This is a genomic window from Rhizobium sp. ZK1 (genome assembly GCF_047782645.1).
GTDB lineage: Bacteria > Pseudomonadota > Alphaproteobacteria > Rhizobiales > Rhizobiaceae > Rhizobium.
This window is the reverse complement of the sequence record NZ_CP180587.1, coordinates 1,164,540-1,186,498: the sequence shown is the minus strand read 5'-3', so window position 1 is coordinate 1,186,498 and position 21,959 is coordinate 1,164,540. Positions and strand designations below refer to the sequence as shown.

Annotated in this window: 18 protein-coding genes and 2 pseudogenes; 12 read left to right on the top strand and 8 right to left on the bottom strand. The window is 60.0% G+C overall.

Annotated elements, in window-relative coordinates; all coding sequences use genetic code 11:
* The first annotated feature begins 53 nt into the window (after positions 1-53).
* Genes ACK9YZ_RS28015 through ACK9YZ_RS28005 form a run of 3 tightly spaced genes read left to right on the top strand, consistent with a single transcriptional unit; the run spans position 54 to position 2,931 of the window.
* Positions 54-992, top strand: coding sequence for a carbohydrate ABC transporter permease (locus ACK9YZ_RS28015; RefSeq protein ID WP_216760425.1), 939 nt, complete (start codon positions 54-56; stop codon positions 990-992).
* Positions 985-1,833 (top strand): carbohydrate ABC transporter permease, encoded by an 849-nt coding sequence (locus ACK9YZ_RS28010; protein ID WP_216760426.1) that lies wholly within the window; start codon positions 985-987, stop codon positions 1,831-1,833. The genes ACK9YZ_RS28015 and ACK9YZ_RS28010 overlap by 8 nt, the downstream gene beginning before the upstream one ends.
* Positions 1,834-1,857: 24 nt before the next feature.
* Positions 1,858-2,931, top strand: coding sequence for an ABC transporter ATP-binding protein (locus tag ACK9YZ_RS28005; protein WP_416066872.1), 1,074 nt, complete (start codon positions 1,858-1,860; stop codon positions 2,929-2,931).
* A 100-nt stretch (positions 2,932-3,031) separates the two neighbouring features.
* Here ACK9YZ_RS28005 and ACK9YZ_RS28000 read toward each other — a convergent pair whose 3' ends face one another.
* Positions 3,032-4,366: a dicarboxylate/amino acid:cation symporter gene (locus tag ACK9YZ_RS28000; RefSeq protein WP_416066871.1), complete on the bottom strand. Its 1,335-nt coding sequence runs from the start codon at positions 4,364-4,366 to the stop codon at positions 3,032-3,034.
* Positions 4,367-4,589: 223 nt separating this feature from the next.
* Here ACK9YZ_RS28000 and ACK9YZ_RS27995 point away from each other — a divergent pair, with 223 nt between their 5' ends.
* From ACK9YZ_RS27995 to ACK9YZ_RS27970, 6 genes are all read left to right on the top strand, one after another.
* Complete coding sequence (locus ACK9YZ_RS27995) at positions 4,590-6,455, top strand: sensor histidine kinase (RefSeq protein WP_416066870.1); 1,866 nt, start codon at positions 4,590-4,592, stop codon at positions 6,453-6,455.
* Positions 6,452-7,819: a sigma-54-dependent transcriptional regulator gene (locus tag ACK9YZ_RS27990; RefSeq protein ID WP_416066869.1), complete on the top strand. Its 1,368-nt coding sequence runs from the start codon at positions 6,452-6,454 to the stop codon at positions 7,817-7,819. The genes ACK9YZ_RS27995 and ACK9YZ_RS27990 overlap by 4 nt, the downstream gene beginning before the upstream one ends.
* 797 nt (positions 7,820-8,616) lie before the next feature.
* Positions 8,617-10,560 carry a PrkA family serine protein kinase gene (locus ACK9YZ_RS27985; RefSeq protein ID WP_416066868.1) on the top strand — a complete coding sequence of 648 codons (1,944 nt, stop codon included), beginning with the start codon at positions 8,617-8,619 and terminating at the stop codon, positions 10,558-10,560.
* 37 nt (positions 10,561-10,597) lie between these two features.
* On the top strand, positions 10,598-11,875 hold the full coding sequence (locus ACK9YZ_RS27980) for a YeaH/YhbH family protein (protein WP_216760432.1): 1,278 nt from the start codon (positions 10,598-10,600) through the stop codon (positions 11,873-11,875).
* A complete protein-coding gene (locus ACK9YZ_RS27975) occupies positions 11,872-13,437 on the top strand; it encodes a SpoVR family protein (protein WP_216760433.1) in 1,566 nt (521 codons plus the stop codon). Before ACK9YZ_RS27980 ends, ACK9YZ_RS27975 begins: the two co-directional genes overlap by 4 nt.
* Positions 13,438-13,560: 123 nt before the next feature.
* On the top strand, positions 13,561-13,992 hold the full coding sequence (locus ACK9YZ_RS27970; protein ID WP_216760434.1) for a hypothetical protein: 432 nt from the start codon (positions 13,561-13,563) through the stop codon (positions 13,990-13,992).
* Between the two features lie 69 nt (positions 13,993-14,061).
* Here ACK9YZ_RS27970 and ACK9YZ_RS27965 read toward each other — a convergent pair.
* Positions 14,062-14,199: pseudogene (locus ACK9YZ_RS27965) on the bottom strand (glutathione S-transferase); the annotation flags it as partial.
* A gap of 12 nt (positions 14,200-14,211) precedes the next feature.
* Positions 14,212-14,484, bottom strand: a complete 273-nt coding sequence (locus ACK9YZ_RS27960; RefSeq protein ID WP_416066867.1) for a hypothetical protein — start codon at positions 14,482-14,484, stop codon at positions 14,212-14,214.
* Here ACK9YZ_RS27960 and ACK9YZ_RS27955 point away from each other — a divergent pair.
* The 3 genes and pseudogenes from ACK9YZ_RS27955 to ACK9YZ_RS27945 all read left to right on the top strand — a co-directional run.
* Positions 14,468-14,701, top strand: a pseudogene (locus ACK9YZ_RS27955) (alkanesulfonate monooxygenase); the annotation flags it as partial. The gene ACK9YZ_RS27960 and the pseudogene ACK9YZ_RS27955 sit on opposite strands and share 17 nt — an antisense overlap.
* Before the next feature lie 24 nt (positions 14,702-14,725).
* A complete protein-coding gene (locus tag ACK9YZ_RS27950) occupies positions 14,726-16,555 on the top strand; it encodes a TRAP transporter large permease subunit (RefSeq protein ID WP_416066866.1) in 1,830 nt (609 codons plus the stop codon).
* A gap of 17 nt (positions 16,556-16,572) precedes the next feature.
* Positions 16,573-17,571, top strand: a complete 999-nt coding sequence (locus ACK9YZ_RS27945) for a TRAP transporter substrate-binding protein (RefSeq protein WP_416066865.1) — start codon at positions 16,573-16,575, stop codon at positions 17,569-17,571.
* A gap of 74 nt (positions 17,572-17,645) precedes the next feature.
* On the opposite strand, the gene ACK9YZ_RS27940 is transcribed toward ACK9YZ_RS27945, so the two are convergent.
* From ACK9YZ_RS27940 to ACK9YZ_RS27920, 5 genes are read right to left on the bottom strand one after another with little or no spacing between them, the layout of a single operon-like run.
* Entirely contained in the window at positions 17,646-17,999 is a 354-nt protein-coding gene (locus tag ACK9YZ_RS27940; protein ID WP_216760437.1) for a cupin domain-containing protein, read from the bottom strand.
* Positions 17,992-18,660: a cysteine hydrolase family protein gene (locus tag ACK9YZ_RS27935; protein WP_216760438.1), complete on the bottom strand. Its 669-nt coding sequence runs from the start codon at positions 18,658-18,660 to the stop codon at positions 17,992-17,994. Before ACK9YZ_RS27935 ends, ACK9YZ_RS27940 begins: the two co-directional genes overlap by 8 nt.
* Complete coding sequence (locus ACK9YZ_RS27930) at positions 18,660-20,210, bottom strand: ABC transporter ATP-binding protein (protein ID WP_416066864.1); 1,551 nt, start codon at positions 20,208-20,210, stop codon at positions 18,660-18,662. The genes ACK9YZ_RS27935 and ACK9YZ_RS27930 overlap by 1 nt, the downstream gene beginning before the upstream one ends.
* The gene (locus ACK9YZ_RS27925) at positions 20,207-20,908 is read right to left on the bottom strand and encodes a cysteine hydrolase family protein (protein ID WP_416066863.1); all 702 of its coding nucleotides are present in this window, start codon (positions 20,906-20,908) and stop codon (positions 20,207-20,209) included. Before ACK9YZ_RS27925 ends, ACK9YZ_RS27930 begins: the two co-directional genes overlap by 4 nt.
* Positions 20,909-20,920: 12 nt before the next feature.
* Entirely contained in the window at positions 20,921-21,937 is a 1,017-nt protein-coding gene (locus tag ACK9YZ_RS27920; RefSeq protein WP_416066862.1) for a formamidase, read from the bottom strand.
* Positions 21,938-21,959 lie beyond the last annotated feature (22 nt).

Below are 21,959 nucleotides of genomic sequence, written 5' to 3'. Positions count from 1 at the left end.
CGCCAGAAGCGGAGCGCCGGCATTGCTGCCGGCGAGATACGAAAGCAGGAACCATGGCGAATATTTCAGTCCTATCGACACCGAGTGCCGCAAGGCCGGCTAGACGAGCCGCAAACAGCAGGAGTTCGGTCGCCCACGACCGGCTGACGGTGCTGTTGCTCTTCCTGCCACCGGCGCTGCTCCTCTTCACGCTCTTCGTCATCATGCCGATGGGCGAGGCGGCCTGGTACAGCCTCTATAAGTGGAACGGCTACGGCACACCGACCGAATTCATCGCGCTTCGCAATTTCCAGGTCCTGTTCCGCAACGCGGCTTTCACCCAGGCGCTGGTCAATAACGGCCTGATCATCGTTATCTCGATCTGCATCCAGGTGCCGCTCGCCATCTGGCTGGCGACGATGCTTGCACATCGTATTCCCGGCGTCGTCGGCTTCCGTCTGGTCTTTTTCCTGCCTTATGTGCTGGCGGATGTTGCAGCGGGCCTCATCTGGCGCTTCGTCTATGACGGCGATTACGGCCTGTTTGCAGCCGTTTCCAATTTCTTCGGTTTCGCCAATCCTTATGTGCTCGCCGACAAGGACGTGGCAATCTATGCGATACTTGGGGTCATCGTCTGGAAATATTTCGGATTTCACATGATGCTGTTCATCGCCGGCCTGCAATCGGTCGACAAGAACGTATTGGAGGCGGCCGAAATCGATGGCGCCACCGGCTGGCAGAAATTTCGTTACGTCACGCTGCCGCTGCTCGGCTCAACCTTGCGCCTTTCGATTTTCTTCGCCGTCGTCGGCTCGCTGCAGCTCTTCGACATGATCATGCCGCTAACCGGCGGCGGGCCGTCCAATTCCACGCAGACGATGGTCACCTTCCTCTACACCTATGGCGTCATGCGTATGCAGGTGGGCTTGGGCAGCGCCGTTGGCGTGGTGCTCTTCATCATCTGCGTCACGCTCGCCTTCGGTTACAAAAGGATCTTTATGCGTCATGACTGATATGAGCTCTTCCATCCGCACGAGCGTGTCCACACGCATTTATCTTTACGTTTCGCTGAGCCTGATTGCCGCGATCGTGCTCGTGCCGCTGGTGACGACTGCGCTCGGCGGCTTCAAGACGCTGGGCGACCTGCGCACCAACCCTTTCGGCCTGCCAACGGAATGGCAATGGGCGAATTATACCGACATTCTCTTCGGCGATCGCTACTGGCTGCAGATCGGCAATTCGCTTGTCATCGCGGCGCTCACGGTGCTCCTGACGCTGATCGTTTCGTCCATGGCGGCTTTTGCCTTTGCCCATGTCAGGTTCTTCGGCTCGTCGTTCCTGCTCAATTATTTCCTGCTCGGCCTGATGTTTCCGGCGGCGACCGCGATTCTGCCGCTCTTCATCCGCATTCGCGATCTTGGCCTCCTGAACACCTATTGGGGCGTGGTGCTGCCGCAGGTAGCCTTCGGTCTCGGCATGAGCATCCTGTTGTTTCGCAACTATTTCCGCAATCTTCCCGAAGAATTGTTCCAGGCGGCGTTCGTCGATGGCTGCGGTTATCTGCGCTTTTTCTGGCATATATCGCTGCCGCTTTCCCGCCCGATCGTCGCAACCGTCAGCATCATCTCCTTCGTCGGCAGCTGGAACAGTTATATTCTGCCACTGATCATGCTGAATTCGGAGTCCAAATATCCCTGGCCGCTTGGCATCATGGTTTATCGCGGCGAATACGGGACGGAATGGCAACTGGTGCTGGCCTTCATCACGCTGACGATCCTGCCTACCATCATCGTCTTTTTCATCGCCCAAAGGCACATCATCGCCGGATTGACCGCCGGCGCCGTGAAGTCCTGAGCCCGAGCCATTGGAGGTGCAATCATGGCATCCGTTTCACTAAACGATATTCGCAAAGCCTATGGTGCCATCGACGTCATTCACGGCATTTCGCTCAATATCGAAGATGGGGAATTCGTCGCCCTCGTCGGGCCGTCCGGCTGTGGAAAATCGACCCTTCTGCGCATGATCGCCGGCCTCGAAGAGATCACCGACGGCGAGATTGCCATCAACGGCAACGTCGTCAACGGCATGACGCCGCGTGAGCGCAACATCGCCATGGTCTTCCAGTCCTACGCGCTCTATCCGCATATGACCGTCGCGGAAAACATGGGCTTCAACCTGAAGCTCGCCGGTGTCGCAAAACCGCAAATCGAGGCGCGCGTGGCCGAGGCCGCCCGGATGCTGGATCTCGCGCCGCTTCTCCAGCGCAAGCCGGCCCAGCTTTCGGGCGGCCAGCGCCAGCGTGTCGCCATGGGCCGCGCTATCGTGCGAAATCCCGCCGTCTTCCTGTTCGACGAGCCGCTGTCCAACCTCGATGCCAAGCTGCGAGTGCAGATGCGTTCGGAAATCAAGACGTTGCACCAGAAGGTCAAGACCACCTCGATCTATGTCACACATGATCAGATCGAGGCGATGACGCTTGCCGACCGCATCGTCGTGCTCAATCACGGCAGGGTGGAGCAACAGGGTACGCCGCTCGAACTCTACAGGAAACCAGCCAATCTCTTCGTGGCTGCGTTCATCGGATCGCCGGCGATGAATATGCTTGAGGGTACGGTGGATGGCGAGGACGGTAAGCCGGCCGCGCGTCTTTCGGATGGCACTGCGATCCGCATCACTGCCGACCGCAGGGTCCGCCCCGGTCAGGCCGTGACGATCGGCCTGCGTCCAGAGCATCTGACGCCGGGCGGCAGGGATGAAAATGCGCTTGCCGGGCAGACCCTGCTTGTCGAGCCGACCGGTGCCCAGACGCATGTCGTCTTCGATCTGGCCGGCCAGCCGGTAACGGCCGTGGTGGATGGGGATTATGCTGTGCGCTACGGCACCCGCTTCGAGGCCAATATCGCCAGCGAACAGGTCCATATTTTTGACCGCAATACTGGTCTGGCGCTCTGATTTTGAAAAGGTGCTGATCGGCCGGGGTGATTTTGCCGTCGATAACAAATGAAATCCGCCGCCAGTGGTGTGATTGGCGGCGGATTTATTTTTTCAGCGCTTATTCTGCAGGCTGTGCGACCGGTGCCAGGAGATCGCTGTCGTCGCGCAAATTTCCGTTCATTGCGGCGGCGAAGCGGGTCTGGTCGAGTTCGTTTTCCCAGCGGGCCACGACGATCGTGGCAACCGCATTGCCGACGAGGTTGGTGAGCGCACGGCATTCCGACATGAAGCGGTCGATGCCGAGGATGAGTGCCATCCCGGCGATCGGAACCGAGGGGACGACCGAGAGTGTTGCGGCAAGCGTGATGAAGCCGGCGCCGGTGATGCCGGCGGCACCCTTGGAGCTGAGCATGGCCACGAGCAGCAGCAGGATCTGGTCGCCGAAGCTCAGATGCGTATCCGTTGCCTGGGCGATGAAGAGCGCCGCCAGCGTCATGTAGATGTTGGTGCCGTCGAGATTGAACGAATAGCCGGTCGGGATGACGAGGCCGACGACGGAGCGCTTGCAGCCGGCGCGTTCCATCTTGTTCATCAGGCCGGGCAGGGCGGCTTCGGATGACGACGTGCCGAGCACCAGCAGCAGCTCTTCCTTGATATAGCGGAGCAGCGCCAGGATGGAGAAGCCGTTGTAGCGGGCGACTGCACCGAGCACGACCAAAACGAAGAGCAGCGATGTCAGGTAGAAGGTGCCGATCAGGAAGGCGAGGTTGGCGATCGCGCCAATGCCGTATTTGCCGATCGTAAACGCCATGGCACCGAAGGCGCCGATCGGCGCGAACTTCATCAGGATTGCGACGAGACGGAAGACCGGAGCCGTCAGGACCTGGAAGAAATCCAGTACAGGCTTGCCGCGTTCGCCGACGGAGCCCAGCGCAATGCCGAAAACGACAGAGAAGAACAGCACCTGCAGGATGTCGCCCTTGGCGAAGGCGCCGACGATCGTGTCCGGGATGATGTTCATCAGGAAACCGACGATCGTCGCGTCATGAGCCTGGGCGGCATAATTGTTGACGGCCTTCGTATCCAGAGTTGCCGGATCGATATGCATGCCGGCACCGGGCTGCAGCACGTTTGAGACAACGAGGCCGACGACGAGCGCTAGCGTCGAGAAGACGAGGAAGTAGCCGAGCGCCTTGCCAACCACGCGGCCGAACTTCTTGAGGTCGGCCATGCCGGCAATGCCGGTTGTCACTGTCAGGAAGATGACGGGCGCGATCACCATGCGCACGAGCTTGATGAAGGCATCTCCAAGAGGCTGCAGCGAAGCGCCCAGAGAAGGGTAGAAGTGGCCAAGCAGAATGCCGGCGGCGATAGCCGCGAGAACCTGCACATAGAGGTGCTGGTAAAGGGGAGTTTTGCCGCGCGGTGTGGCGGCGTTCATAGCGATATCCATAGTGTCCTCCACTGTGCCGGACGCCGATGCGGCGGGCGGGCGAGTCATGATGATCAAACAGCCTCCCGACTGTTGAGGGCATGGGTTGCAACACGCATGCCAGTTTCCGTTACGATCTTAACATATTGATATTTCTAGCTGTCGCTCGCGATCATGGGCAGGTTTGTGCGGATTTACGCACAAAGTGATTTGCGCTCCGTGCGAATATATGCACAATGCTCTCATGCTCCAGCGGACCGCATCCGAACGTTTTCTGACGCCCGAACAGCTTGGCCGGCGCTCCCGGTTGGTCTGGCTGATATTTGCCGTACTTGCTGCCATCCTGATCGGTACGGCGCTTTACGGCGCCGGCATCTATGGTCGCCTGCAGGCGATCGCGGCGTTGGAGGAGCAGGGGCAGACAGACGCCAATCTCAAGGTGGCGCTGCTGCGCGCCGTGCTTGAGGGGCCGCGAGCCCTGCCGCTGCTTCTCGCTGATGATCAACAGGTGCGGGACGCTCTCGCTTCAGGGCAGGGCGAGGCCGTCATGGGGCTTGACCGTAAGCTCCAAAGCCTCGTTGCCGGCACGCGGGCCTCGGTTCTCTATGTCACCGGCAAGAACGGCATCGCGATCGCGTCCAGCAATTGGCAGGAGCCTCTGAGCTTTGTCGGCAACGACTATTCCTTCCGTGACTATTTCCGCCGCGCGATGGAAACGGGTACGGCTGAGCATTTCGCGCTCGGCAATGTCAGCAACCGGCCTGGCCTTTATATATCCCGGCGAGTGGGGGATGATGCGGCTCCGCTCGGCGTGGTCGTCGTTAAAATGGAGTTCGATCAGCTGGAATCCGACTGGCGCGATGCAGCCCGGCCGGCCTATGTCACTGACGAGCATGGTGTCGTGCTGATTACCAGCCTGCCGTCCTGGCGTTTCATGACGGCAACGCCCTTGCCGCAGGAAAACCTGGCAGCGATCAGGAACAGCCTGCAATTCGGCGAGGCGCCGCTGTTGCCTCTGCCGATCAATCAACGGCAGGTGCTGCGGCCAGGAGCCGCGATCGTGCATGCCATCCTGCCGGGGGGCGGCGGGGAAGGCGAGTTCCTGCGATTGCGCACGGAGGTGCCGTCGACGTCCTGGCAACTGGAATATCTCGTACCGACCGAAGTGCCCATTGCCTCTTCGGTGCGCGAGTGGCGGCTGCTGACACTGGCCGGGCTCCTTCCGGTGCTGGCAATCATGACCTTCCTGCTGCGCCGCCGCCAAATCGTCGTCATGCGTATTGCAACCGAACGCGCTGCGCGTGAGCTGTTGGAACGCCGGGTGCTGGAGCGGACCGAGGACCTGAGCCGTGCTCGCGACCGGCTGCAGGAGGAGATATCCGATCACCGCGCGACTGAGGCAAGGCTGCAGGTGGTGCAGCAGGAACTCGTGCAGGCAAACCGACTGGCGATCCTTGGCCAAGTCGCCGCCGGTGTGGCACACGAGATCAACCAGCCGGTGGCGACCATCCGCGCCTATGCCGACAATGCCCGCACCTTCCTCAAGCGCCAGCAGCCGCAATCGGCCGACGACAATCTCGATGCCATTGCCAGCCTGACGGAACGTATCGGCACGATCACCGAGGAACTGAAGGCCTTCGCCCGCAAGGGCCGCACTGCAGCCGAACCGGTGGAACTGCGTGCCGCGATCGAAGGGGCTGTCGTGCTGCTGCGAAGCCGCTTTGCCGGTCGGCTGGATGCGTTGAATATCAGGCTGCCATCTCCCGATCTGAAGGTGAGCGGAAACCGCATTCGCCTGGAGCAGGTGCTGATCAATCTCTTCCAGAATGCGCTGGAAGCGCTTGAGGGCAGGGAGGGAGCAAAGGTAGACATCTTCTGCGACGAGGCTGACAGCGAGGTGGCCGTGACTGTCGCCGATAACGGTCCCGGCATATCGAAAGATATCCTCGGTTCGCTCTTTTCTCCTTTCAACACCTCGAAGGAAAAGGGCCTCGGCCTCGGGCTCGTCATCTCCAAGGATATTGTTGCCGACTATGGCGGTCGTATCGAGGTCGAGAGCAACGAGAGCGGCACCCGCTTTACCGTCTATCTGCAGAAAGCACAGGCATGAGTGACATGATCCCGGTCTTCCTGATCGATGACGACAAGGATCTCCTGAAGGCGACGAAGCAGACGCTGGAGCTTGCTGGCTTTGAGGTCTCGACCTTTTCTGCCGCCGCAGAAGCGCTGAAGGCACTCAGGTCAGAATTTTCCGGGGTCGTGGTCTCGGATATTCGCATGCCGCATGTCGACGGGCTGCAGCTCTTCGACCGTATCCGCCGGCTGGATGAGGACCTTCCGGTGATCCTGATCACCGGGCACGGCGATATTCCGATGGCCGTCAAGGCGCTCCAGGACGGAGCCTATGACTTCATCACCAAGCCTTTCGCAGCCGACCGGCTGGTGCAGAGCGTGCATCGGGCAGCGGAAAAGCGCCGACTCGTGCTGGACAACCGATCGCTGCGCGAGGCTGCCGAACAGGCGCAGGGCGATCTGCCGCTGATCGGCCAGACGCCGGCCATGGAACGCCTGCGGCGGACACTTCGGCAAATCGCCGATACCGATGTCGATGTGCTGGTGACCGGCGAAACCGGCAGCGGCAAGGAAGTTGTGGCAAGCCTGCTGCACCGCTGGAGCCGCCGCGCCAAGGGAAATTTCGTCGCCCTGAACTGCGGCGCCTTGCCGGAAACGGTGATCGAGAGCGAACTCTTCGGCCATGAGGCCGGCGCCTTTACCGGCGCCCAGAAGAGGCGTGTCGGCCGCATCGAGCATTCGAGCGGCGGAACGCTGTTTCTCGACGAGATCGAAAGCATGCCGGCCTCCGCACAGGTGCAGATGCTGCGCGTCCTGGAAATGCGTGAAGTCATGCCGCTCGGCACCAACGAGGTGCGGCCCGTCGACCTGCGTGTCGTTGCCGCCGCCAAGATCGATCTTGCCGATCCGCGCGAGCGCGGCGGTTTTCGCGAGGATCTTTACTATCGCCTCAATGTGGTGACGATCAGCATCCCGCCGCTCCGCGACCGACCAGATGACATCCCGCTTCTTTTCGCCCATTTCACGGAACGCGCTGCCAACCGCTTTAAGCGCCCCATTCGCTCGGCTTCACCTGAACTTTACCGCCACTTGAAAAGCCATGACTGGCCGGGCAACGTGCGCGAGCTCTCGCATTTCGCCGAGCGCTTCGTGCTTGGCCTCGAGATCACGCCGGAGGAATCGAAGCAGAACAGGACGGATGACAAAGAGGCCTCCCTCCCTCTGCCGGCGATGATCGACCGCTACGAGGCCGATATCATTCGCGAGACGCTGACCCGCAACGAGGGGGACGTGCGCCGGACCATCGAGACACTCGGGATCCCGCGCAAGACCTTTTATGACAAGCTGCAGCGGCACGGCATCGAGCGGGCCGCTTTCCGCCCTTCGAAGGCGGATAGTTGAGATGACTGGTTCGAGCAATTGCGGCACCAGGGCATCGTCAATTTCATGCCGGCTATCTCACAACGCTCAGCGATGCCGGCGACAGGATCGGTATCGAATACCGCAAGAGAGGAAGCCGTGAGACGATCGCTTTCCCGGTCGACTGGATTGTCAATTGCAGGGGCATGGAATGTGCCGGCAGGGTTTTGCCGCTGCGGATCCACTCGGGTTCGGAATTTCGGTCCACCGGGAGACGCACGCGCTGAATTCAGAAGGCGTGGTGCAATCGAACCTCTATGCAGTGGACGCATTGACGGCCTGTCAATTCCGGGAAATTACCGCCGTTCCCGATATCAGGGTCAGGCAGAACAGGTCGCTGCACAGATAATAACGTGAGAAAGACCTAAAGCCTCAATCGCATGGGTTGAACCGCCAGCGTGTTTTCGATCAGGCATTGCTTCTCTCGCCGAGGTCTCCTGGAGCCACATCTCAAATGCGGACGGCGAGGAATCCTCGCTCCAGCGAATCACGCAGCCCTCACGGCATCAGCACATGTTCACGTCATTGGCGTGAAGGTGCGCGGCGCTCTCATCAAAACCGCGCGCGAATGATACTCCCGGCGCTGTCGCAAAGCTATAGAGATGGTCAATTTTCGAGGATCAATTCGGTGGGTTGCGTGCACTTTTTTGTGTAGCGATGCCGGAATGCCAGCCATGTCTTATTTCCGCCTCTGAGGATCTTGATCTTTCAAAACATTGGCGCACCATCTTACTTAGCGAAGGCGAAAATCGCTGAGGCAGACCTTTATAGGAGGGCCTATGCTGAACAACTCCCTATTTGATGCGTTCACCCGTAACTACGAGTCTCGCCGCGAGACGGATATGTCTATCGCGGAATATCTTGCTTTGTGCAAGGAGGATCCGATGGCCTATGCCAATGCCACCGAGCGGCTGCTGGCGGCAATCGGCGAACCTGAGATCGTCGATACAGCCAAGGATTCGCGGCGCGGTCGGGTGTTCATGAACAGAACCATCCGAACCTACCCGGCCTTCTCAGGTTTTTTCGGTATGGAAGAGACGATCGAGCGCATCGTTTCCTTTTTCCGGCATGCGGCCCAAGGCCTCGAAGAGCGTAAGCAGATACTCTACCTGCTCGGCCCGGTCGGCGGTGGTAAGTCCTCGCTTGCGGAGCGCTTGAAGCAGCTGATGGAGGTCAATCCGATCTATGTGCTGAAGGCCGGCGACGACTTGAGCCCGGTCTTTGAAAGCCCTCTTAACCTCTTCGATCCCTTGACCATGGGGCCGTTGCTGCTTGAGCAATACGGCATTCCGACCCGCCGCCTCACCGGCCTGATGAGCCCATGGTGCGTCAAGAGGCTTGATGAATTCGACGGCGATATCTCACGCTTCCGCGTGGTGAGAATCCAACCATCGAGACTGCGCCAGATCGCGATTTCCAAGACCGAACCGGGCGACGAGAACAACCAGGATGTCTCATCGCTGGTCGGCAAGGTCGATATTCGCAAGCTCGAGCACTATTCGCAGAGCGATCCCGATGCCTACAGCTATTCCGGTGGTCTCAACCGCGCCAACCAGGGCGTGCTGGAATTCGTCGAGATGTTCAAGGCGCCGATCAAGATGCTGCATCCGCTGCTGACGGCGACTCAGGAAGGCAACTATATGGGCACCGAGAATATCGGTGCGATCCCCTTTTCGGGTATCATCCTTGCCCATTCGAACGAAGCGGAATGGCAAAGCTTCAAGGCCAACAGGAACAATGAAGCCTTTATCGACCGTATCTGCGTCATCAAGGTTCCCTATTGCCTCAGGGTCACGGAGGAACAAAAGATCTATGAAAAGCTGATCGAAGGATCGGAACTTGCGAATGCGGCCTGCGCGCCGGCGACACTGGAAATGCTGGCTCGCTTCTCCGTCCTGTCACGGCTTCGCAAGCATGAGAATTCCAATCTCTTCTCCAAGATGCGCGCCTATGACGGCGAAAGTCTGAAGGAAACCGATCCGCGCGCCAGGAGCGTGCAGGAATATCGCGATGCCGCTGGCGTCGATGAAGGCATGGACGGAATATCGACACGTTTCGCGTTCAAGGTTCTTGCGTCGACCTTCAACCACGACGCGACGGATATCGGCGCCGATCCCGTTCATCTGATGTATGACCTGGAACAGGCCATCCGCCGCGAGCAGTTTTCCGAGGAGACGGAAAAACGCTACATGGAGTTTATCAAGGCGGAGTTGGCGCCGCGTTATGCGGAATTCATTGGCAACGAGATCCAGAAGGCCTATCTGGAATCCTATTCCGACTACGGCCAGAACCTTTTCGACCGTTATGTGGATTATGCCGATGCCTGGATCGAAGACGTCGATTTCAAGGACCCGGATACCGGTCAGATGCTCGACCGCGAACTTCTGAACCAGGAACTGACGAAGATCGAAAAGCCTGCGGGCATCGCCAATCCCAAGGATTTCCGCAACGAGATCGTCAAGTTTTCGCTCAGGTCGCGTGCTGCCAATGGCGGCAAGAATCCTTCCTGGACGAGTTACGAAAAGATCCGGGAGGTGATTGAAAAGCGGATGTTCTCGCAGGTCGAGGATCTTCTGCCGGTCATCTCATTCGGATCGAAGAAGGATAGTGAGACCGAAAAGAAACACAGCGAATTCGTCTCGCGCATGGTGGCGCGGGGCTACACGGAACGGCAGGTTCGCCGGCTGGTGGAATGGTACATGCGCGTCAAGCAGGCGAGTTAGGTAGGCTGTCCGAGCGAGTACCCATGTAGGAGCAAACATGCACATCATAGACCGGCGGCTTAATCCGCGCGGTAAAAGTTTGGAAAATCGACAAAGGTTTCTACGGCGTGCCAAGGACGCCGTGGAGCAGGCGGTGAAACAATCTTTGCAGAACCGCTCCATCCGCGATGTGCTTGATGGCGGCGAAGTCACTCTTCCGATCGGCGGCATGGCCGAACCGGGCTTCCACCGGGGTGGAGGCGGAATTCAGGACCGCATCCTTCCAGGCAATCAGGAATTCGTCGAGGGCGATTTTATCAAGCGGCCACCGGCATCGGGCCGTGGCCGGTCGAAGGAGGCAGGAGAGGGCGATGGCGAGGACGGCTTCCGTTTCGTGCTCACGCGGAAGGAATTTCTCAATATCTTCCTCGAAGATCTGGAGTTGCCCGACCTCGCCAAACGCAAGCTGAGCGAGACCGAGGAGGTGACGCCGCAACGGGCCGGCTTCTCGGTTTCCGGCTCCCCCTCTAACATCGCCGTTGGACGCACGACCCGCCTTGCCATGATGCGGCGTCTTGCGCTTCACCGCCCGAAAGCGGAGGAAATCGAAGCGCTTCAGAAGCAGATCGACGAATGCGACAGCGAGGAAGAGCGCCTGCTTCTTGAGGAGGAACTGAGGACGCTGACGACCAAGAGCAGGCGCATTCCCTATATCGATCCTCTCGACGTGCGCTACCGGCGCTTCGAAAACACGCCGAAACCTGTCGTCAAGGCGGTGATGTTCTGCCTCATGGACGTTTCCGGTTCCATGAGCGAACATATGAAGGATCTCGCCAAGCGCTTTTATCTGCTGCTCTATCTCTTCCTGTCGCAACGCTATGAAAAGGTCGAGATCGTCTTCATCCGCCATACGGAGAAGGCGGAGGAGGTCGACGAGGAGACCTTCTTCTACAGCCCGGCGACAGGCGGAACCCTGGTCTCCAGCGCGCTGGCCGCCATGCGTTCGATCGTTGCCGCGCGCTTCGATCCGACGGAATGGAACATCTATGCGGCCCAGGCTTCGGATGGCGACAATTCCTATTCCGACGGCACTTTGACCGGCCGGCTGCTTCAGCAGGAGATCCTGCCGGTCTGCCAGTATTTCGCCTATATCGAGGTTGGAGAGGAAGGCGGGGACTCTTCGATCTCCCGGTCACCGCTCTGGACGCTTTATGATGAGATCCGCTCTGAGGCACTTCCCCTTGCGATGCGCAAGGTCTGCCGCAGGAACGAGATATTTCCAGTCTTCCATGACCTGTTTCAGAAGAAGAGCGCCAAGGCGGGAGCAGCACCATGAAAGCCAGCGCAGGGCATAAGGGAAAGCTGCTGTTTGAAGGCGCTGATTGGGATTTCCCGGCCTTGCAGCGCATTCACGATGCCTGCGAGGAGATCGCGCTTGGGGAACTGGGACTGGATGTCTATCCGAACCAGATCGAGGTCATCACGTCGGAACAGATGCTCGATGCCTATTCTTCGACCGGCATGCCGCTCTTCTATCGCCACTGGTCCTTCGGCAAGCACTTTGCCCACCACGAAGCATTCTACCGCCGCGGGATGCGCGACCTCGCCTATGAGATCGTCATCAACAGCTCGCCCTGCATCTCCTACCTTATGGAGGAGAATACAGCGACCATGCAGACGCTGGTCATTGCGCATGCGGCCTTCGGCCACAACCACTTCTTCAAGAACAACTATCTTTTCAAGCTGTGGACCGATGCCGAGGGCATCCTCGATTATCTCGACTTCGCCAAGGGTTATATTTCCCGCTGCGAGGAACGCTATGGAGAGGTAGCCGTCGAGCGAACGTTGGATGCCGCCCATGCGCTGATGTCGCACGGCGTACACCGCTATGCCGGCAAGACGCAGGTGGACTTGAGGCAGGAGGAAAAGCGGCAGCAGGAACGCCGCGCCCATGAAGAGAAGATCTTCAACGATCTCTGGCGGACGGTGCCTGTCGGTCAGAAGCGCAACAAGTCGGACCGCGATCTGGAGCACAGACGAGCCGCACTCGGTTTACCGCAGGACAATATCCTCTACTTTCTCGAAAAATCGGCGCCCCGGCTCCATTCCTGGCAGCGCGAGATATTGCGCATCGTCCGCCACGTCGCCCAGTATTTTCATCCCCAGCGCCAGACCAAGGTGATGAACGAGGGAACCGCCACCTACGTCCACTATAACATCATGAAGCGTCTGCATGAGCGCGGACAGATCAGCGACGGCAGCTATTTCGAGTTTCTGAAATCGCACACGAATGTCGTTTTCCAGCCCATGTTCGACGACCGTCGCTTTTCCGGCTTCAATCCCTATGCGCTCGGTTTTGCGATGATGCAGGATATCGAACGCATCGTGAAGGAGCCGACAGACGAGGATCGCGAGTGGTTTCCTGATATCGCCGGACGAGGCGATGCCATGGCTGTCCTGCGCGATATCTGGGCCAATTACCGCGACGAGAGTTTCGTCAGCCAGTTCCTTAGCCCCCGCCTCATGCGGCAGTGGCGCATGTTCCAGCTCCACGACGATCCGGAGATTGAGGAGGGTATTCTGGTTTCGGCAATCCATGACGAGCGCGGTTATCGGCGCATCCGCCGGCAGCTCTCACGCGACTACGACATAGGTCATACCGATCCGGCGATTGAGATCATCGATGTCGATCTCGCTGGCGACCGCAGACTGCTGCTGCAGCACCGGGCCACCAATGACGAGTTCCTGGAAGAGGACGACCTGAAGCTCGTTCTGCAGCACCTTGCCGATCTCTGGAGCTATGACGTTCTTCTGGAAGAGCTCGACAGCAAGGACAGTATCGTGCGGAAGCATGTCGCCCATGCGCGTAGCTTTTCGCGACAAAGCGAATTCGCCTGAGCGGGCGGGATCCTGTCTGCATTCAAGAGACGTGATTCTTCAAACGTGATTGGACAGGCGACGCAGTTGGGATCAACCTTCTGGTGGGGGCGTGCAGTCTATTTTTCCGAATAGGAGGCCGCTATGGAACAATACGCAGTCGATCAGCTCAAAGCTATAGCCAGGGTCAGCCGCACCACTCCGCAACTGTCTCGCGCCGAGCGCCTGGACCGGTGGGCGGAGCTCCTGGAAAGCGATCCCGCGCGTTCGCTCGTTACCCTTCGGGAAACCGAATATCTGCCCCGTGACCAGCGGGTGATGATGAGGATCGCCGGGTCGCCCATATCCGTAGCCTATGCCGATCCGGTTCTGCGTGCCGCAGGTCTCGAGGGTGATACCTATGGGGACGCCCAGAGCTTTTTCGATCTTAATGATCGACAGCTGCACGGGCTCGTCTGCTCCTGCCATTTTGGAGCACAGGTCGATGCAGGTGTCGTCGCCCGCCATCTGAGGGCAGCCGCCATGCCAGGTGTGAAGGGTATCCTGGCACGCATGCGGCTGCTTTTCACGCGATAGGCTGCGGCCATACAATTTTGGCGACTAGAGACCGGGCAGCGGAACCGGGAAGGTGAAGTGCGGCACGTCTTAGCCGCGTTTCACCTGCGGCCGGGCGGCAAGCTGCAGATGCCAGTGGCGGACATTCGGGACGTCGCTGAGGTCGATCTTGCGGCGCATAAAGCGCGAAACCCAGGGCCAGACGGCCATATCGGCGATGGAATAGTCGCCAACGAGATACTACCGGCCCTGTAGTCGTGTATCGAGTCTCTCATAAAGCCTGATAGTGTCCCTGCGGAAAAGCGCCTCGGCAAAGGGTGCGCAGCTTTCATTATAGGTCAGGAAATAACGCGCATGGCCGAGCGTCACCCGAACCTGTCCATCTGCCACATCAGCCGTTCGATGGTGTGATGGCGGGCAGCGCCGTCGTTCGGCAGGAATCGGCCGTTTTTCGGCGAGATAGAGAAGAACAGCTCCAGATTGGGCAAGCGTGATGCCAGGCATGGCAATCATCGGCTCCCCCGATACCGTGCTGCGCGCACTGGAGGCCTATGAGAGGGCCGGTGTCGAAACTTTCATTCTTTCCGGCATGCCACTGCTTGAGGAAGCCTATCGTTTCGGCGAAAAGGTTTTGCCGCGTCTCGACGTCAGCAGGGAAGTGTCAAAGGCGCGCAATTACACCTGGTCGACGCTCTTCGATCGCGACCTGTCGACCGTCAAGAGCGGCTGACAACACGGCAAGAAAGCATGTTCAGTGATAGCAAGCGAATTTCATTCAGCCGAACAGGAGGCAAGAGGCGACGGGCTTGCAGCCCGCATTCTGAGGGCGATCGAAGCCGTGCTCGGCGTGGCAGCTGCGTCTGTGCTTGCCGTGCTGCTCGTCATGGTGCTGGTGACGGTCTGCATGCGCTACTTCTTTGCTGCCGGTTTTATCGGTGCGGAAGATCTCGGCATCTGGCTGCATGTGCTGCTGATCGCGCTCGGTGCCCCGCTTAGCCTCAACAGTGCGCTCTCCATGCGTCTCGATGTCTTCGTCAACATGCTGCCGGAGCAGCTGCGTCCGGCAACACAGATCGCGGCCGATGTTTTTACCGTGCTGTCCGGCTTGATCCTGAGCTTCGGCGGCAGCGAGATCATGACCATGCTCGGCGGCACGTCCCCAACGCTCGGCGTGCCGGAATGGATCCGCTTCGGTTTCCTTGGCGCCGGCGGCACGCTGATCCTCATCGTCCTTCTGCTGCAGCGCATCGCTGAAGGGAAGGCGTTGCCGGTCCTGGTCGCCTTCGCGACAGGGGCGGCACTCTATGCCGGTATCCCGCAGCTCACCATCGAGCTTGACTGGCCACCCAGTATCTATCTTGGCCTGATCGCGGCAACCGGCCTGGTCCTCGCCGCCCCGCTGCCGCACGCGTTCCTGGCCGCCGCCTATATCGTCATCGCCTTCGGCAGCAGCCTGCCAGAACCGGCGATCGTCTCTTCGACCGTCACGGGCGTCTCGAAATTCCTGCTGCTCGCCATACCCTTCTTTCTGCTCGCCGGCGGATTGTTGACGGTATCGGGCGTCGCGAATCAGCTCGTTCGCTTTGCTGCTGCCATGGTGGGCCATCGTCGCGCCGGACTTGCCCAAACGACGCTGTTGACCAGTGTGCTTTTTTCCGGTGCCTCCGGCTCTTCGGTGGCCAATGCCGCCTTCGGCGCGTCGACCTTCCAGCCGGAACTCGTTCGCCACGGTTATCCGCCGGCGAAGGCTGCGGCGATCATCGCCGCGACCTCGGTGCTCGACAACGTCATCCCGCCGTCGATCGCCTTCCTGATCCTGGCGACCGCCACCAATCTTTCGGTAGGCTCCCTGTTGGTCGGCGGTTTCTTTGCCGGCGGGCTCATGGCCATCTGCCTTGCCGTTGCCATTCATCTGACTGTCCGCGATCAGGCGCCGTTGCCGCGTGCCACAGCAGCGCAGCGCTGGCAGTCGTCCGTCCAGGCGATCCCGGCCTTCGGTCTCGGTGTCATCGTCGTGGTCGGCATCCGCATCGGCATCGTCACGACGACGGAAGCTGCTGCACTTGCCGCCTTCTACACCTTCCTGCTCGGCATCGGTGCGCGGCTTGGCGTCCTCTCGCTCTATGCCGCCTTCCGGCAGGCGGCTATCGAGGCTGCGGCGATCGGCTTGCTGATCGGCGCGGCCGGTCCCTTCGCCTTCCTGCTTGCCGTCGATGATGTCTCCGGCCTGATCTCCAACCTGACGACGGCGCTTGGCGGTAGTGGTCTCGCCGTGATCCTGCTCTCCAACATCATCCTCCTCGTCGTCGGGCTGGTTCTCGATATCGGCGCTGCGATCCTTCTGTTCGGGCCGATCCTGCTGCCAGCCGCCGTCGCCGCCGGCATCGATCCCATCCACTTCGGCGTCATCATCGTAGTCAACCTGATGATCCACGGGCTGACACCACCGCTCGGCATGCTGATCTTCGTCGTCAGCGGCGTGACCCGCATTCCAGCCTCCGCCCTGTTCAAGGCGGTCGTTCCCTATCTGCTTGCCCTTCTCGTCTCGCTCGCAATCCTTTGCGCCTGGGCGATCATCTTCTAACCTACAGGACCTCATTCATGGACAATCTCAACCGGCGCAATTTCCTGAAGACCGCCGCGATTGCCGGCAGTGCCATTGCCGCACCGGCCTTCGTTCGCACGGCGTCTGCCCGCACGACGACGATCACCATCGCCTCACTCCTCGGCGACGACAAGCCGGAGACCAAGATCTGGGTGAAGATCAGCGAGTTGGTCGAAGCCAAGCTGCCTGGTCAGTTCAAATTCAACATCGTCAAGAACGGCGCGCTTGGCGGCGAAAAGGAAGTGGCGGAGGGCGTTCGTCTTGGCTCCATCCACGCCAGCCTTTCGACGGTCTCATCGCTCTCCGGCTGGGCGCCGGAACTGCAGATCCTTGATCTTCCCTTCCTGTTCCGCGATGCCGATCATGTGCGCCGTACCGTCAGCGGCGATATCGGCGCCGATCTGAGGGGCAAGCTGCAGGCGCAGAATTTCGTCGTCGGCGATTTCATCAATTATGGCGCCCGTCATCTCCTGACCAAGGAGCCGGTGACGCGCCCGGAACAGCTCAAGGGTAAGCGCATCCGCGTTATTCAGAGCCCGCTGCACACCAAGCTCTGGAGCGCCTTCGGCACGACGCCGATCGGTATCCCGATCACCGAAACCTATAATTCGCTGGCAACCGGTGTTGCCGACGCGATGGACCTCACCAAGTCCGCCTATGCCGGCTTCAAGCTCTACGAGGTCGTGCCCTACATGACCGAGACCGGCCACATCTGGGCGTCGGGCATCATCTATTATTCCTCGACCTTTTGGGGTGGCCTCAACGACGAGCAGAAGACCGTCTTCCAGCAGGCGTCCAGCGAAGGTGCAGCCTACTTCAACCAGCTCATCGTCGATGACGAGGCGGCATCCGTCGAAGTCTCGCTGAAGAACGGCGGCAAGCTGCTGAAGCCGGAAGCTTTCGAGGAATGGCAGAAGGGTGCCAAGGGCGTTTGGGACGATTTCGCTTCCATCGTCGGCGGGCTGGACCGCATCAAGGCCGTCCAGTCGGCCTAAGGAAATTCTGACCGCAAGGCTGGCTTGTCAGCCAGCCTTGCTCACCCTTTGGGGCGACGCTGATGCCGTCGAGTTCACGCCGGTTCCTCTTCCAGTATTTTCACCGGCCGGTCCCACTGGATGAGCACGACACAGCCCGTATCGCTCCATACCGAATGTTCGGTGCCAGGTGCATTGACGATGTAACTGCCGCGGCCGTAATCGCCCGCTTCATCGGATTGGACGCCGTCAAGCACAAGGATGGTTTCCAGCCCCTCATGACGATGGCGGGGGACGCTGGCGCCGGCCTCGTATTTCAACAATGCGACGCCTGGCTGATCACCTTCGAAGCGGCGGATCCAATGGATGGTTACATCGTCGCGGAAGGGGCCGAATTCCAGATCCTTCCAGCCGCCGGATGTGAGCAGTTCGCGGGTCGTTTCAGGCATGAGCGATGCTTTCCAAGATATCGTCGACATGGGCCGTCCAGCCGACGATCGCGCCTTGGGCACGGATCATGGCGATGGCGGCCGCCTTGAATTCGGGGAAATAGCTTTCCGTCGCCTCCTCCGCGAGCAGGCATTCGTAGCCGCGGTCATTTGCCTCCCGCATGGTCGTCTGCACACAGACTTCGGTCGTCACACCGGCGAAGACGAGCTGTTCAATACCCTTTTCCTGCAAGATATCGCCAAGCTCAGTGGCATAGAAGGCGCCCTTGCCGGGCTTTTCAATGACCACTTCGCCCTTGACGGGCGCAAGTTCCGGCAGGATTGCCGTACCGGGCTCGCCCGAAATCAGGATCCGGCCCATAGGGCCTTCATCGCCGATCCGGAGCATCGGGCTGCCGCGATCGCGTTTTGCCGGCGGCAGGTCCGAGAGGTCGGGCCTATGACATTCCATCGTATGGATGACCGGCAGGCCGGCATTACGGAAGCCCTGGATGAGGCGTTTGACATCGGGCACGATCCTGGTGATGCGACTGACATCATTGCCGAGGCTGGCGCCGAAGCCGCCGGGCTCGGCGAAGTCGCGCTGCATGTCGATGACGATGAGGGCGAGCCGGTCGTGCTTCACCGGAAAGGCGAAGGGTTCTGCCTTGATCTCTGCCATCAGTGATGCCCCGCCATGTGGGCGCCGATGATGCCGATATCGGCGGAAAGGGCCGGTGTCTCGTAAACCAGCCTGCCCTCGGAAATTACCATGATGCGGTCGGACATTTCGAGCAGTTCGTCGAGGTCTTCGGAAAGCAGCAGTACAGCCGCCCCGGAATTGCGGGCCTTCATGATGCGGGCCCGGATTTCGGCGACGGCTGAGAAGTCGAGGCCGAAACAGGGGTTCGAGACAATCAGCAGATCCACCTCGCCGGTCAGCTCGCGGGCGAGCACGGCGCGCTGCACATTGCCGCCTGAAAGTGCCGCGATCGGCGATGAAGAAGAGGCCGTCTTCACCTTGAAGTCAGAAATCAGCGCCGTGGCGCGTTTCTTCATCCTGCCCTTGCTCAGCCAGATCGCGTCCTTGCCGTCGGCCTTCAGATCGAAGGTCCGGAAGGCGAGGTTCTCGCTGACCGTCATGCGCGGGGCACAGGCATTCTGCAGCGGCTCCTCCGGGATGAAACGGACATTGTTCCTGCGGGTCTCGGGACGTGTCGCGCCATAAATCTCGCCATTGACGCTCACACGGCCGGTATCGGTCGGCCGCTGTCCGGCCAGGATTTCCGTCAGCTCCTTCTGGCCGTTGCCCGATATGCCGGCGATGCCGACGATCTCGCCCGAGCGGACCGTGAGATTATCTATCTCGATGGTCTTGAGGCCCGAGCGGTCCGGTGCCTTGACCTGCTCGACGGTCAGGACCGGCTTGGCGGTCTCTGAAACCGGAACGCGGGTGTCGAGTTCAGCAAGCTTGACGTCGCCGATCATCATTGCTGCCATATCGGCGGTGGAGAGCTCGCCGACCTTGCCGGTGCCGACCAGCCTGCCGCGCCGCAGGATCGACACGGCATCGGCGAATTTCGTCACCTCGTGAAATTTGTGGGAGATCATCAGCACGGTCAATTCTCCGCGCTCGGTCATGCCACGCACGAGGCCGAGCATCTCATCGGCTTCGGCGGGCGTCAGTACGGAGGTCGGCTCGTCGAGCACCAGGAAGGAGCGGCCGAGATAGAGCTGCTTGACGATCTCCAGCTTCTGCTTTTCGCCGGCGGCAAGCTCGCTCACCGGACGATCAAGCGGAATCTTGAACGGCATGCGCTCCATGAAGGTCGCAATTTCTCTCCGCTCTTTCGCCCAGTTGATGATAGCCGGGACTTCCGCACGGCTGATGACGAGGTTTTCAGCACCCGTCAGCGACGGGACCAGGGTGAAATGCTGGTAAACCATGCCGAGGCCATAGGTCGCTGCATCCTTGGGTGAAGCGACCGCCACTTCGCGACCGTCGACGGAAAGCGAGCCCGACGTCGCGTGGTAGAAGCCCATGATACATTTGACGAGCGTTGACTTGCCGGCGCCGTTTTCGCCGAGCAGAGCATGAAAGCTGCCCGAAGGCACCTTGATCGAGACGTGGTCGAGTGCGGTGAAGCTGCCGAATCGCATCGTCATGTCGATCGTGTCGATGCCGACGGCCTTGCCGGCTTGCGGGAGGGCAGTGTCGCGGACGGTGCTCATGGCAGTTGGCTCACAAACGTCTCGGAATTGGAGACGGAGCCGAAGACGCCGCCCTGCATCTTGACCATCTTGATGGCGGCGAGGTGGTTGCTGTAATCGGTAGCGCCGCAGCAGTCTTCCAAAAGGAGGCATTCGAAGCCGCGATCGTTTGCCTCGCGCATGGTGGTCGAGACGCAGACATCGGTGGTGATGCCGGTGAGGATGATGTTCTCGATGCGCTTCTGGTTGAGGATCAGCTCCAGATCGGTGGCACAGAAGGAGCCCTTGCCGGGCTTGTCGATGATCGTCTCACCCTCGATCGGGTAGAGTTCGGGAATGATGTCCCAGCCGGGTTCGCCGCGGGTCAGGATGCGCCCGCAGGGCCCAGGATCGCCGATCCCTGCGCCAATGCGCTGCGAGCGCCAGCGCTTGTTGGCCGGCAGGTCGGCGAGATCGGGGCGATGGCCCTCGCGGGTGTGAATGATGTGGTAGCCCTTGGTGCGCATGGCGGCGAGCACGCGTCTGATCGGTCCGATGGGGGCCTGGACCAGTGACAGATCATAGCCCATGTGGTCGACATACCCGCCTTTGCCGCAGAAATCGGTCTGCATGTCGATGATGATGAGGGCGGTATTGTCCGGCCGCAGGGCGCCGTTATAGGGCCAGGCATAGGGATCGGCGTCGATATAATGTCCTTTGCTCTCGACCATGGCGTCCATCGTCTTCTTCTCCTATTCACCCGCGAGTTTGAATGTTTCGCCGTAGCGGCGCGTCGGCTTGTCGAAACCGCAGGACGTACCGTCTGTGACCTTCACCTGATCTTCCCAGGGGAGGCGGTATTTGCCGGCGATGAGATCGTGCATGTAGGTGTAGGGCGCATCGTCAGCGCCGCCGACCACGGCGACATAGCCGCGATGGCCGAACTGGTAGATGTTGTTTTCGACACCCCAACCGAGGCGGGCTTCGCGCACGAGATCGGGGCGGACTTCGGCGGTGATGATCTCGTTGACGCGGCCCGATGTTCCGTGAGCGATGATCGAGCCGTCGAAATTGCAGATCATGCCTTCGCCCATCGAATCGAAGGTGCCGTCCGAGCCGCACATGCAGACGCTCGCCGTGACCATGAGGTTGCAGAAGGCGTTCGACTGGTTGGTGAATTTCCAGCTTTCGCGGATTGGCGCCGTATAACCGGCGGTGCGGATCATGATCTCCGCACCCTTATAGGCGCATTCGCGCGCCATCTCCGGGAACATGCCGTCATGACAGATGATGAGCGCCAGCTTTGCGCCCTTCGGCCCGTCGATGACAGGAATGCCGAAATTGCCTGGCTCCCAGGGCTCGACCGGCACCCAGGGGTGCATCTTGCGGTAATAGAGCTTCAGCTCGCCCTTGTCGTCGATGATGATGCCCGAATTGTAGGGCATACCATCGGGGTTCAGTTCCATGATCGAGAAGCAGCCCCAGATCGCATTCTCCCTGCACGCCTTCTTGAAGGCTGCGACCTCCGGCCCGTCGAGCGTGCACATGATCTCGGGATTGGTGTCCATCGACAAGCCATGCAGGGCATATTCCGGGAAAACGACGAGGTCCATGCCCGGCTGATTGCGCCGCGCCTTGCCGATGAGATCGATGATGACCTGCGTCTGGCGGGCGAGATCTTCCCTCGTGACGGTCACGGGAAGCTGCAGTTGCACGAGACCGATGCCGACGCCATGTTCCGATTTGTTCAATCCGCCGAGGCCATTCATGGCTTGGCTCCTTTCATGCTTA